The organism is Agrobacterium sp., from assembly GCF_059499945.1.
Genome location: NZ_JCABZP010000019.1, coordinates 261,097 through 274,602, shown reverse-complemented (window position 1 = coordinate 274,602; position 13,506 = coordinate 261,097). Strand labels below are relative to the sequence as shown.

Genomic DNA, 13,506 nt, shown 5'->3' with positions numbered 1-13,506 from the left:
ATCCTCCATCGGCAGGGGCAGACCATATGGGCGTTTTCAGATGATTACAAGTATTGACAGCTTTTTACATATTTTTTATTCGTAGATAGGTTTTCAGGATCAGGCTTGAAGAAAAAATTGGCACGACAGCCCCCTCGCTCACAAAAACCCCGGGATTTCTGTTGCGATTGAAATGCAGGAAACCCATTAACTTCAGCGATTTGCAACGGAAGGGCTGCTGATGGACAATCAAACCGCATCTGCTGCCGCTCGAGGCGAGACTCGGCTGAGCGACATCATCTACGAAAAAATCATCGGCATGATTTCGGACGGGCGGTTTCCCGTGAACGAACGGCTGCCATCGGAACAGAATCTGGCGTCGTTGTTCGGCGCATCCCGGCCGGTGGTGCGCGAAGCCCTGGAGCGGCTGCGAAACGATGGCCTCATCGTCTCCCAGAAAGGGTCAGGCTCCTATGTGCGCCAGCAGCCGGATTCGTCCGTGTTGCAACAGGTGCCTGTCGGCTCGCTTGCAGACGTGCAGCGGTTTTTCGAATTCCGGTCCGGTCTTGAATCTTCTGCGGCCGAACTTGCGGCGCGCAACTGGCAGGCCGCCGACAAAACCCGCATCGAGCAGGCTATTGCGGCGCTGGAACAATGTCTGGAACGCAACGATCTCGGTGCGGAGGAAGACTTTGCCCTGCACGAAGCCATTGCGAAGGCGAGCCATAACCAGTTCCACATCACGGTGCGGATCTGGTTCAAGCCGCATTTCGCGATCGGCCAGTCGGTGACACGCAGCCTCAGCCTCAAGCGGACGCCGCAACATGTGCGCGAGGTGCAGAACGAGCATACGGCAATCGTGGAGGCGATCTTTGCGCGCCAGGAGCAGGCTGCGCATGACGCGATGAAAGACCACATCCTGAAGGCGCGCGCCCGCATGTTTCAGGGCGTCGGCAGCTAGAATCGTTTCCGCAATTCGAAGGACGAGGCCCTATGGGGCAATGGAGAATAATCAGTGAGCCAGCCGCGCATCATAGAGCCGAAACTCCGCTCCCTTATCGATACGCCGTTGAAGGTTGGAGAATCACCGGCATGGGATGAGCGGACCGGCAATCTGTGGTTCGTCGATATTCTCGCCCCCGCCATTTTCTGCCTGCATCCGGGCGGAAAACTCGACAGATATGATATGCCTGCCCAGGTGGGGTGTCTCGGTCTTTGCGACAATGGCCTGATCGTGGCGGGCCTGAAGACCGGCGTGCACCTTCTCGATCCCGTAAGCGGAAAACTTGAACTTCTGTGCGACCCGGACGAAGGGCGACCTGACAGCCGCCTCAACGACGGAAAGGTCGGCCCCGACGGCCATTTCTGGGTTGGGACCCGCGACGAGGCTGCGATACAGACAGGCAATGCGCGCCTCTATCGCGTCGCGCCGGATGGCGGCGTCGAACCCATCATCGATGGCGACATGTTCACCTCAAACGGGCTCGCCTGGAGCCCGGATGGCCGGCGCATGTATCACTCCGACAGCAGCGGGCTGATGTATCAGGCGTTCGATTTCGATGTCGCGACGGGCAGGCTCGGTCCGGCCGAACGTCTTCACGATTTCGCGCCGGACGAAGGCAGGCCGGATGGCGCGGCGACCGATTGCGAAGGCTGTTACTGGAGCGCCGGCGTTCAGGCCGGACGTCTCAACCGTTTTTCACCGGATGGCGAACTGTTCGAGATCTACAGGCTGCCGTTCAAAGGGCCGACCATGCCGTGTTTCGGCGGTCCGGACCTCAAGACGATTTATCTCACAAGTCTCGTCACCGAGACGGACGGAATAGCCACGCCAGGCACCCTCGTGGCCTTTGACGCGCCCGTTGCGGGGGCAGCCGTACACAAGTTTTCCATCTGAAGACGCTTTCATCTTGAGGAAACCAGTTGATGACGACATTTGATTTTCGCCAGGCCCTGCACGGCATCTCCGGCGTTCCCGTAACAGCCTATGAGGCAGGCGGGGAAGTCGATATTGGTGTCACGACAGAGGTCTACGCCCGCGTTGCAAGGGCGGGCATCCACAACATCGTTGCAGCCGGCAATACCGGCGAATTCTACGCTCTCACACCGGCCGAGATTCTCAGGGTCTACGAAGCCGCGATAAAAGGTGTTGATGGCAAAGCCCCGGTCACGGCGGCGATTGGACGCTCGCAGCGCGAGGCTCTCGCCATGGCGCGCCAGGCAAGAGAGATGGGCGCATCCGCCGTCATGTCCCATCAACCGGTCGATCCCTTTGCGGCACCGCAATCCCAGATCGACTATTTTCTCGGCCTGGCTGACGGCAACGAGCTGCCGCTGGTGGCCTATGTCCGTGCCGACGGTTTTTCGGTCGATGACATGGTGAGGCTTGCCAGCCATCCGAATGTTGCAGGCATCAAGTTCGCAACGACCGACATCATGCTTCTGTCGCGCGCGATTGCCGCTTCCGATCCGAAGGGCGCGCTCTATGTCTGCGGCCTCGCGGAAAGCTGGGCCCCCGCCTTTTCGGCTGTCGGCGCACGCGGCTTCACATCCGGCCTCGTCAACGTGGCTCCGCAATTCTCACTGCAGGTTCATGAAGCCCTGACGTCAGGCGATTTTTCGGCGGCACGGAAGGTCGTTGAAAAGATCGAACTCTTCGAGCGGCTGCGGACGCGCTATCGCAACGGCGCAAACGTGACGGTGGTGAAGGAAGCCATGGAAATCCTTGGCCTCAGGGTTGGCCCGGTTCGAGCGCCGGGACTTGCCCGTCTGGACGAACAGGATCGTAAGACGCTTGAAGGGCTGCTCGCCAGCTGGCGTTGACAGACCAGTTACCGGCAAGCTGCATTTTGTTTATGTAACATGCCGGCCATCGGCCGGCATGTTCGTTCCGGGTGGCGCACCGTTCCTGCGCCACCGAAGGGGTCATGTACGTTCAGCCGAACAGAGCCAGACTGCTCTTCACGGTTACCCACACGCCCCAGAGAAGCGGAATACCGACCGCAATCCAGGCCAGTGCCGCCTTGGTGTCCAGCCCGCCGCGTCCGATGCCGAAGGAGCCCGTGGGGCCGGCATTGGCCGCCGCCGTCTTTGCCTGCAGCGCCGCGACCTCCGCGTCCGGCATGAACCACTTGTCCGAAAGCGGCCGCACGAAAGCATTGGCCACGAGGCCGATCGCCAGCATGCCCGCCAGGATATACATGGTGCTGGTGTAGAGCGCCGGCCCAGGTGCAACGCCCGCCGCGATCTGCGCTTCGCGGATGTAGTTGACGACGACGGGACCGGCAATGCCGGCAGTCGCCCAGGCCGTCAGCAGGCGGCCGTGGATTGCGCCGACGAACTGCGTGCCGAAGATATCGGCGAGATAAGCGGGAATGGTCGCAAAACCACCGCCATACATGGACAGGATGATACCGAAGGCCAGAACGAACAGCGCCTTGTTACCCATCGTCGCCAGCGTCGGCGCCAGCGCATAAAGAATGATGCCGAGAATGAAGAAGCAGAAATAAGTGTTCTTTCGGCCGATCTTGTCGGACATCGACGCCCAGAAGAAACGGCCGCCGATGTTGAACAGCGAAAGCAGGCCGGTGAAACCGGCAGCAATCGCCGCAATCTGCGCCTTCTGCCCGGCATCAAGATCCGCAAAACCCACACCGGGCAGGCCGATCAGCGAGCCGGCAAAGATTTCCTGCAGCATGGGCGAGGCCATGCCGATAACGCCGATGCCCGCCGAAACGTTAAGGCACAGCACCGCCCAGATGAGCCAGAACTGCGGCGTCTTGTGCGCATCGCGCAGATGCACATGGCGATGGGTTATCATGGCGCTCTTGGCGGAAGGCGCCGTCCAGCCTTCCGGACGCCAGCCCGATGGCGGAATGCGATAACCGAAGGCGCCCGCCATCATGAAGACGAAATAGATCAGGGCCATCACGACGAAGGTCTGCCAGACGCCGACCGAAACATCCGTCTTGAAGCTGTTCATCAGGAGATTGGCGAGCGGCGCGCCGATCATCGCCCCGCCGCCGAAGCCCATGATGGCCATGCCAGTCGCCATGCCGCGACGGTCCGGGAACCATTTGATGAGCGTCGATACCGGCGAAATATAGCCAAGGCCGAGCCCGACGCCGCCGATGACACCAGCGCCCAGCCACATCAGCCATAGCTGATGGGTCATGACGCCGACTGCCGCCACCAGAATGCCGCCGCACCAGCAGCAGGCGGAAACGAAGCCGGCCTTACGCGGCCCCACCCTTTCCAGCCAGCCGCCCCAAATGGCCGCCGAGCAGCCGAGAAGCACGAAGAACAGCGTATAGATCCAGCCGAGGTCGGCCACGCGCCAGTTGCACTCGGTGGTGAACAGCGCGCCCAGAAGGGTAAGGCTGGAGCAGCTGGGATCCGTCGCCGGCAACGCCTTCGACAGCGGCAGCCAGAACACGCTGAAGCCATAGGCCATGCCGATGCATAGATGAATGGCAAGGGCCGCCGGGGGCACCAGCCAGCGATTGAAACCCGGTCTTGCGATTATTCGTTCGCGGTCCAAAAACCCGGCCTGCGCCGCCTCTCCCGCCGTTGCGTCTGCTACTGCCATTGACATTGCCTCCCTCGTGAATGTCTGGACATCTCAAATTCGCCCCGCCAGGCGAACATCGATATTGCCGGACGTCCTCCTGTCCGGCGGAAAGTCTAAATTGTGGTCGTGCCGCTCACGCCCCCGTGTTTTCGGGTATGCTCGGCTCGGAAAGGGACTCACCCGCAATTGGTCCTTTCCCGCCCAGCGCGCCCTTCGCATCATCGCCGAGACCAACCGCATCGGCTGCCGGATCACCGGGCCGCTTGATCTCCTTCGACGCCGCAAGCACAAGCGGCAGAAAATCACCGGCCCCGGCATCCACCATCTCGAAGAACCGGCGCCGCATGCGCGGCTCCCAGAACTTGTTGATGTGCGTGGCAACACCGTCGATGCGAATATCTTCCGGCTGCGACAGAAAGAATGTCGCGATCTGGTTCGCCATTCTCACCAGCTTTTCATCGGTGTGGTTGAGCAACATGACCTATTCCCCCGCGCCGACCATCAGCCGACGCCTCTGTGTGTGACAAGGCCGGGCTCACCCGGCCCCTCCTTATTCCGCCGCTTCGAGCTTGCCGGCGATGCGCCGTGCACGGCGGCCAAGCGCATCATATTCCTCCTGCCACTCGGTCGGCCCGTTGGAGGGCGAGACCTGCACGGCGGTCACCTTGTATTCGGGACAGTTGGTGGCCCAGTCGGAGAAGTCGGTGGTGATGACATTTGCCTGCGTGCCGGGATGGTGGAAGGTCGTATAGACCACACCCGGCGCCACACGGTCGGTGATCAGCGCTCTCAGCGTCGTGTCTCCAGACCGGCTGCCGAGCTTGATCCAGTCGCCATCCTTCACGCCGCGCTGTTCAGCATCATGCGGATGGATTTCGAGACGATCCTCCTCGTGCCAGACGACGTTTTCCGTGCGCCGTGTCTGCGCCCCGACATTGTATTGCGACAGGATGCGGCCGGTGGTGAGGAGCAGCGGGAAACGCGGCCCCGTGCGTTCGTCCGTCGCCACGTATTCCGTGCGGATGAATTTGCCCTTGCCGCGCACGAAACCGTCCACATGCATGATCGGCGAACCCTCAGGGAACTTCTCGTTGCAGGGCCACTGCACCGAGCCCTTTTCTTCCAGATAGGCGTAGGAAACACTGGCGAAGCTCGGCGTCGTCGCGGCGATCTCATCCATGATCTCGGACGGATGGGCGTAATTCCACGCAAGACCCATGGCCTGCGCCAGCTTCTGCGTCACTTCCCAGTCGGCATAACCGTTCTTCGGCGACATGACCTTGCGCACGCGGTTGATGCGGCGCTCGGCATTGGTGAAGGTGCCGTCCTTTTCAAGGAAGGTGGAACCCGGCAGGAAGACATGGGCATAATTCGCCGTCTCGTTCAGGAAGAGATCGTGCACCACGACACATTCCATGGCGGCGAGACCGGCGGACACATGTTTCGTATCCGGGTCGGATTGCAGAATGTCCTCGCCCTGAATGTAGATGCCCTTGAAGCTGCCATCCACTGCCGCATCGAGCATATTGGGGATACGCAGCCCCGGCTCGTTGTTGAGTTTCACACCCCAGAGTTTCTCGAAGACGTCGCGCGTCGCATCGTCTGAAATATGCCGGTAGCCCGGAAGCTCGTGCGGGAAAGACCCCATGTCGCAGGAGCCCTGCACATTGTTCTGGCCGCGCAGCGGATTGACGCCCACGCCCGGACGACCAATGTTGCCGGTCGCCATGGCCAGATTGGCGATCGCCATGACGGTGGTCGAACCCTGGCTGTGTTCGGTGACACCTAGACCATAATAAATCGCGCCATTGCCGCCCTTGGCATAAAGCCGGGCAGCACCACGCAGATCTTCCGCCGGAACGCCCGTGAAACGTTCCGTCTCTTCCGGGCTGTGCTGTGGCTCGGCCACGAAAGCCGCCCAGTCCTCGAATTCCGACCAGTCGCAGCGCTCGCGGATGAAGGCCTCGTTGAACAGCCCTTCCGTGACGATCACATGCGCCAGTGCCGTCAGCACGGCAACATTGGTTCCCGGAAGCAACGGCAGATGGAAAGCGGCCTCTACATGCGGCGTACGCACGAGATCGATGCGGCGCGGATCGATGACGATGAGTTTTGCGCCCTGACGCAGCCGCTTCTTCAGCCGCGAGCCGAAAACAGGGTGGCCATCCGTCGGATTGGCGCCGATGACAAGCACGACATCGGACTGCTCGACGCTGTCGAAATTCTGCGTGCCGGCGGAGGTGCCGAAAGCCTGACCGAGACCATAACCCGTCGGCGAATGGCAGACGCGGGCGCAGGTATCGACGTTGTTGTTACCAAAGCCGGCGCGGATGAGTTTCTGGACGAGGAAGGTTTCTTCATTCGTGCAGCGGGACGAGGTAATGCCGCCTATGGATTCCCGGCCATATTGCCCCTGGATACGCCGGAACTCCGAGGCAACGTGAGAGAAGGCCTCCTCCCACGTGACTTCCCGCCATGGATCACTGATCTTTTCACGGATCATCGGGTTGAGAATGCGGTCCCGGTGGGCGGCATAACCATAGGCAAAGCGGCCCTTGACGCAGGAATGGCCGCGATTTGCCTGCCCGTCCTTCCACGGCACCATGCGCACCAGCTCTTCACCGCGCATTTCCGCCTTGAAGGAGCAGCCCACACCGCAATAGGCGCAGGTCGTGACCATCGAATGTTCCGGCTGGCCAATCGCGATCACCGATTTTTCGGTGAGCGTCGCCGTCGGACAGGCCTGCACGCAGGCGCCGCAGGACACGCAGTCAGAGTCGAGGAACGCCTCATGCGCGCCGGGCGAGACCCGGCTTTCAAAACCACGCCCTTCGATCGTCAGCGCGAAGGTGCCCTGCACTTCCTCACAGGCGCGCACGCAGCGGGAACAGACGATGCATTTGGAAGGATCATAGGTGAAATAGGGATTGCTTTCGTCCTTCGGCATCCAGCGGGCATTGAGATCACCATCACCGCCGCGGGCCTTGACGTGGTTGTCGCCTTCATAACCGTAACGCACATCGCGCAGGCCAACGGCACCCGCCATATCCTGCAGTTCGCAATCGCCATTGGCGGCGCAGGTCAGACAGTCCAGCGGATGATCGGAGATATAAAGCTCCATCACGCCCTTGCGGATCTGCTTCAGCCGCTCCGTCTGCGTGTGCACGACGAGACCGGCAGCGACCGGCGTGGTGCAGGAGGCGGGGGTGCCGTTGCGGCCCTCCACCTCGATAAGACAGAGGCGGCAGGAGCCGAAGGCATCCACCATATCGGTGGCGCAGAGCTTGGGAACATCGATGCCCGCTTCGCGCGAGGCGCGCATGATCGACGTTCCGGCCGGGACTGTTACCTGACGTCCGTCGATGGTGAGCGTCACCATGTCAGTCGCGAGGGATTTGGGGGTTCCATAGTCGAATTCTGTCACAAGGGCCATGGTCTTACTCCGCCGCTTCAACACGTGGGATGGGGGCAAAATCAGCAGGGAAATGCCGGAGCGCGCTCATCACGGGATAGGGCGTGAAGCCGCCGAGCGCGCAGAGCGAACCGAATTTCATGGTTTCGCAGAGGTCTTCGAGGAGTGCGGTGTTTTTCTCCCGCTCGATGCCGAGCGCGATCTTGTCCACCGTCTCGACGCCGCGCGTCGAGCCGATGCGGCAGGGCGTGCACTTGCCGCAGCTTTCGACGGCACAGAACTCAAGCGCAAACCGCGCCTGATGGAGCATGTCGGCCGTGTCATCGAAAACCACGATACCCGCATGGCCGATCAGGCCACCGGCAGCGGTAAAGGCCTCGTAGTCGAAGGTCGTGTCGAATAAGGAAACCGGGAAATAGGCCCCGAGCGGACCACCCACCTGCACCGCCTTGACGGGGCGGCCGGTGATCGTGCCGCCGCCGATATCATTGACGAGCCGTCCGAGCGGCAGGCCGAAGGCGGTCTCGTAAAGCCCGCCATGTTTGATGTTTCCGGCAAGCTGGATCGGGATGGTGCCATGCGAACGGCCGACGCCAAAATCGCGATAAAACGCCGCGCCGCGATCCATGATGACCGGAATGGAGGCGAGCGAAATCACATTGTTGACGACGGTGGGCTTGCCGAACAGGCCCTGCAGGGCAGGCAGCGGCGGCTTGGCGCGCACCGTGCCGCGTTTGCCTTCAAGACTGTTCAGAAGCGAGGTTTCCTCGCCGCAGACATAAGCGCCCGCGCCCATGCGTACTTCCATATCGAAGGCGCGGCCGGAGCCGAGCACGGACGGGCCAAGAATGCCTTCGCGCCGGGCGATCTCGATCGCCTGCTCCATGACCTTGATAGCGTAAGGATATTCCGAACGCGTATAGATGAAGCCCTTCGTCGCGCCGACGGCAAGGCCGGCAATCGCCATGCCTTCGATCAGCACGAAGGGATCGCCTTCCATGATCATACGGTCGGCGAAGGTGCCGCTATCGCCCTCGTCCGCATTGCAGACGATGTATTTCTGGTCGGCGACCGCATCCGCAACGGTCTTCCATTTGATACCCGTCGGGAAACCCGCGCCGCCACGTCCGCGCAGGCCGCTTTCAGTCACCTGGGTAACAATGTCCAGCGGCGCCATGGCGACGGCTTTTTCAAGGCCTTTCATGCCCTGATAGGCGCGATAATCCTCAAGCGACAGCGGATCGGTGACGCCACAACGCGCAAATGTGAGACGCGTCTGGCTTTTCAGGAATGGGATATCCTTGGTTGGCCCGAGACAGAGCCGATGCTCGCCGCCGGTGAGAAACCCTGCATCGAAGAGCGAAGCAACGTCGCTCGCTTTGACCGGCCCGTAGGCAATACGGCCATGCTCGGTGCGCACTTCCACCAGCACCTCAAGCCAGAGCATGCCGCGCGAACCGTTGCGGACAATATGCACATCGAGATTGCGGCTGGTGGCCTCGCGGCTGATCGCTTCGGCCACGCGGTTTGCGCCGACGGCCAGCGCGGCGGAATCGCCGGGAATAAAAACGGTGACACTCATCGACGCGCCTCCGTCAGAATGTCGCCAAGACAGTCCTCGTCAAGGCGGGCATGGACTTCGCCGTCCAGCATCAGGGCGGGCGCCTGCGCACAGAGCCCGAGGCAGAAGACCGGTTCCAGCGTGACGGATCCGTCAGCGGCGGTTTCGTGCCAGTCAAGGCCGAGCCGGGTCTTGATGGTGTCCGCAAGAGGCTCGCCACCCATCGACTGGCAGGCCTCGGCGCGACAGAGCTTTAAGACATGTCGGCCGGAAGGATGATCGCGAAAATCGGGATAGAAGGTTATGACGCCATGGACTTCCGCGCGTGAGATGTTCAGCGCGGATGCGATGATCTGTTTGGCGCTTTCGGGGATGTAGCCGAATTCTTCCTGCACCGCGTGCAGAATGGGCAGCAGCGACCCCTCCAGGTGGAGATGTTCGTCAATGACGGCGGAAACACGGGCCGCCTCATCTGCGGCAACCGCTCTGATATTCATAAGCCAGTCCTCCCAAACCGACGGGGGCAAGGAATGATGAGCGGGATATAGTGAAATCCCTTCGCAGCCCCTGCATCGTTTGGAAGAATGTCGAGATCGGCGGGATCAGGTCAATAATCAGTTTCCGTCAGTTGATAGGAAATTCCTATCAAACGCCTTTTCTGCAGCCCGCTGACGGGCCTCGTGAAGCAGCGCGGAAACAAGCGGCGTGTGTGGTTCGCGGTGTGTAGCAATTAGCCCCACGAGATGCTCCGCGTCCGGTTCGGTGATCGGAATGATTTTTATCTGTTTCGGGAAACCAAATGATTCCGCAAGGTTACGCGGCATTATTGAAGCCCATTGTCCGGTTCGTATATGAGAAAACAGTACGATCATGGAGTTGGATTCGAGCGTCGGCTTTGCCTCCACGCCTGCCTCGGCCATATGCTTGTTGATGATGCGACGGTTCTGCATATCCGAAGTCAATAGGCATAGCCTAAGACCGGAAACCTGCGTCCAGGTAACGCTTTCCTGATCGGCGAGCGGCGTTCCGCCTGCCGTGATGAGGTGATATCGCTCCGAATAAAGCGGCACCGTGGTCACTCGGCCAAGTGGTTCGTTGTCGAGATAGCTGATTCCCGCATCGATCTCGAGGTTTTCGATCTGGCTCAACACCTGAAGCGAGGTGCGCGACGTGACTGAAAAGGTCACATCAGGATGACGCGCCTGGAAGGACTCCGTCAATCGCGGCACCATCGCAAGCGCCGTCGGAATGACGGCAAGCCGGATGTGGCCGGCCAGACCCTTGCGGGCTGCACGCATTTCCTCACGCATGGTGCGCGTATCGCCAACGATGCGGCGCGCCCATTCAAGGACACGCTGGCCCTCCGGTGTCAGCCCCTGATAACGCGCCGCGCGCACCACCAGAACGACACCCAGCTGGTCCTCCAGCTGCCGGATCGCAGCCGAGAGACTGGGTTGGGAAACGCCGCACTCCTCCGCGGCACGGCCGAAATGCTCTGCTCGCGCCAATGCAATGAAAAATTCCAGCTTGTCGATCATGCGTCCTCCCGCGTGACTCGCGACCATGCGGATGGTGCGAGCAGAAGAACACTAAAGCGAGGCGGGGAAGCCCGCAAATGGATGCGGGTATTTTCCTGCAAACTGTGCGCAGACTGCAAGACTGAATTCCCTCAAGCGGGGACAGCCATAGCGTCAATCTGCTTTGAACTGCGGTAATCCACCATCCAGCGAGCTGGACTCAACGATGGAAACCGCGTCCCGGACGACGGGGTCGGCACCCTGCCCTCTCAATCGTGCGAGTTTCCGACAGCAGGCAGGGAACATCTGACGCCTCAGCCGCCAGAACCTTCACTTGCCATCTGGATTGATGAAGTCGGTGATCGCGGGCGCCTTGAGGACGAACTGGCGATCCGAACTGATATAATTATCGGCGTGGAGGCGCGCGATCGGCTGATATCGGTCCGGATCGACATAACGCCCCTCCGCATCGAGGCAATCCTTGTGGACATGCATGTGCACGACTTCGCCCAATACCAGGGTACGGCGCGGATAATCGATCAAACGTTCCACACGACACTCGAAGGCGCAGGGCGACTCCGCCGCAAAGCTTGCATCGATCTTGCTGCAGGGTGTGGCCGTCAGTCCCGCAATCGAAAGTTCATCAACCTCGCTGTCGAAGCCGAGGCCGCAAACAAGCATTTGTTCGGACAGCGCCATATCGACCATGTTGATGACAAACTCACCCGTGCGGCGAATATTGGCCATCGTATCCTTCTCCTCGCCCGTCTCACGCGGCTGGATACCGAGAATAACGATCGGCGGATCATGGGAGAAAACGTTGAAGAAACTCATCGGCGCGGCATTGTTGTGGCCTGCGGCCGAACGCGTCGTGACAAGCGCTATCGGCCGCGGGCCGATAAAATTGGTCAGCAAACGGTAACGGCTCTGCGGTTCAAGCGCGGTAAAATCGAATTCCATGGGAGCACCTGATTTATTGTATACAATAATATTTCATATTGCGGACAATTTCTCAATCACCCTCATCGCGAGATAGCCCATTTTTGCTGTCAGGTTTTGGGGAGCCAGGAACCGAGCAGCGAGCCCATAGTCATTCTCCAACTCCGTGGACGGGTCCACCGTCTACGCATCAACTACCAGCGCAAAAACTCCCCGGCCTGGAGGGTCCGGGGAGCAAACCTGACATCATGTCAGGAACTTTGACTGGAGCTAGTCACTCACCCGTCCGGAGACGGGGTGGATCTGAGTTATCTAACCCTGCTATGTTTTTTATACCGACTATTAGAACGCGCGCTGCAAGCGAACGAAACCGGTCCAGCTGTCGCCGGCACCGCTATCGATACCCTCACGGCCGTCTACGTCCTGATAGGTAGCCGAGACGAGCGTGGACAGACCGGAAGTGATCTTGTAGCTGGCAGCTACACCGGCGCGCCATGCGTCGCGCTCACCGATAAAGTCGCCGTTCGTGCCGATGTCGAGACCGCGTGCGTATTGTACACCGGGGGTGATGGTCAGCTTGTCGCTCGCCTTGATGGCGTATTCAGCCGCAACCGTCCATTCGGACTCTTCGTAATATGCGTTTGCACCAGAAGCCCAAACACCGGAGAGACCGAAGGTTCCGGGACCAACGTCAGCAAACAGGATGGCACGGATCGCACCGTTCTCGGCATTCGTGTCATAACCGCCAAGCAGGTTCGCTTTGACGGCACCGAACTTACCACCAACAATCGCACTCACGCCGACGTTGTTAGAGTTGGCGTTTCCGTTAAGCTGCGTCCAGTTGCGCTGCGTCACACCAAAGTTGTTGGGGCCTGCGCCAGCGACGACATTTTCAAGTTCTTCAACCGCTACACCGGCATAGAACGAACCCGCATCGTAAGTGTAACGCACAGCATTGAGACGCGTACGATTGGAGCTGAGGTTGTCAACCTCACCATTGAGGCCATCATCCCACCAGTTCAGGAATTGACCAACCTTCAGACCACCGAGCTCAATAAATGCTTGGTGAACAGAAACCGAGCTAGCAGAACCCGCAGCATTGTCTGCGTCGCCACGGAAGCCGATGAAGCCACGCAGAGCGCCGAGTTCGGTGTCAGTACGAGTGTCAACTTCGAACTGAGCGCGTGTGAAGGCATCCCAGTCAGAGCGGCCGCCATTGGCCGTAGAGGTTGCACCGTTCGAGTCGCCGGTCCCATTAAAGTCGACCTGGAAGCGGACATAGCCCTGGAACTTCAGGCAGGTTTCGGTGCCGGGGATGTAGAAGAAGCCGGTACCGAAAGCGTCGCAAACGCGAACATATTCCATAGGCTCGGGCTCGGCAGCGACGATAGCGTCAGCGGCCTGTGCGCCGGATACTGCTGCGAGAGCGGCAGCGGAGCCGATCAGAAGGCTCTTGATGTTCATTTGTAATCTCCAGTCAAAAATTTTTCAACAAATGCGCAAATTTGAGGGCTGGTCTTTCCCTGCC

The 13,506-nt window shown here is 60.2% G+C and carries 11 protein-coding genes; 3 read left to right on the top strand and 8 right to left on the bottom strand.

Annotation, left to right across the window (positions count from 1 at the left end; all coding sequences use genetic code 11):
- The first annotated feature begins 220 nt into the window (after positions 1-220).
- The 3 genes from AC5I5B_RS22730 to AC5I5B_RS22720 are packed head-to-tail and all read left to right on the top strand — an operon-like array spanning position 221 to position 2,802.
- The gene (locus AC5I5B_RS22730; RefSeq protein WP_020009865.1) at positions 221-940 is read left to right on the top strand and encodes a FadR/GntR family transcriptional regulator; all 720 of its coding nucleotides are present in this window, start codon (positions 221-223) and stop codon (positions 938-940) included.
- A 54-nt stretch (positions 941-994) separates the two neighbouring features.
- Positions 995-1,876, top strand: a complete 882-nt coding sequence (locus tag AC5I5B_RS22725) for an SMP-30/gluconolactonase/LRE family protein (RefSeq protein WP_495752846.1) — start codon at positions 995-997, stop codon at positions 1,874-1,876.
- A 29-nt stretch (positions 1,877-1,905) separates the two neighbouring features.
- On the top strand, positions 1,906-2,802 hold the full coding sequence (locus AC5I5B_RS22720; RefSeq protein WP_111793570.1) for a dihydrodipicolinate synthase family protein: 897 nt from the start codon (positions 1,906-1,908) through the stop codon (positions 2,800-2,802).
- Positions 2,803-2,914: 112 nt separating this feature from the next.
- Here the strand turns inward: AC5I5B_RS22720 and AC5I5B_RS22715 are convergent, their stop codons facing one another.
- The 8 genes from AC5I5B_RS22715 to AC5I5B_RS22680 all read right to left on the bottom strand — a co-directional run bounded on the left by AC5I5B_RS22715 (position 2,915) and on the right by AC5I5B_RS22680 (position 13,442).
- On the bottom strand, positions 2,915-4,567 hold the full coding sequence (locus AC5I5B_RS22715; protein ID WP_035212898.1) for an OFA family MFS transporter: 1,653 nt from the start codon (positions 4,565-4,567) through the stop codon (positions 2,915-2,917).
- Between the two features lie 115 nt (positions 4,568-4,682).
- Complete coding sequence (locus tag AC5I5B_RS22710) at positions 4,683-5,027, bottom strand: formate dehydrogenase subunit delta (RefSeq protein WP_174054843.1); 345 nt, start codon at positions 5,025-5,027, stop codon at positions 4,683-4,685.
- 72 nt (positions 5,028-5,099) lie between these two features.
- Entirely contained in the window at positions 5,100-7,982 is a 2,883-nt protein-coding gene (gene fdhF / locus AC5I5B_RS22705) for a formate dehydrogenase subunit alpha (RefSeq protein ID WP_174054842.1), read from the bottom strand.
- Positions 7,983-7,986: 4 nt separating this feature from the next.
- A complete protein-coding gene (locus tag AC5I5B_RS22700) occupies positions 7,987-9,543 on the bottom strand; it encodes a formate dehydrogenase beta subunit (protein ID WP_003505674.1) in 1,557 nt (518 codons plus the stop codon).
- Positions 9,540-10,019: a formate dehydrogenase subunit gamma gene (locus tag AC5I5B_RS22695; protein WP_080867388.1), complete on the bottom strand. Its 480-nt coding sequence runs from the start codon at positions 10,017-10,019 to the stop codon at positions 9,540-9,542. Before AC5I5B_RS22695 ends, AC5I5B_RS22700 begins: the two co-directional genes overlap by 4 nt.
- Before the next feature lie 117 nt (positions 10,020-10,136).
- Positions 10,137-11,060 (bottom strand): LysR family transcriptional regulator, encoded by a 924-nt coding sequence (locus AC5I5B_RS22690; protein WP_174054841.1) that lies wholly within the window; start codon positions 11,058-11,060, stop codon positions 10,137-10,139.
- Between the two features lie 309 nt (positions 11,061-11,369).
- Positions 11,370-11,999 (bottom strand): flavin reductase family protein, encoded by a 630-nt coding sequence (locus tag AC5I5B_RS22685; protein WP_080867387.1) that lies wholly within the window; start codon positions 11,997-11,999, stop codon positions 11,370-11,372.
- 321 nt (positions 12,000-12,320) lie between these two features.
- Complete coding sequence (locus AC5I5B_RS22680) at positions 12,321-13,442, bottom strand: porin (RefSeq protein WP_112488735.1); 1,122 nt, start codon at positions 13,440-13,442, stop codon at positions 12,321-12,323.
- Positions 13,443-13,506: the final 64 nt, after the last annotated feature.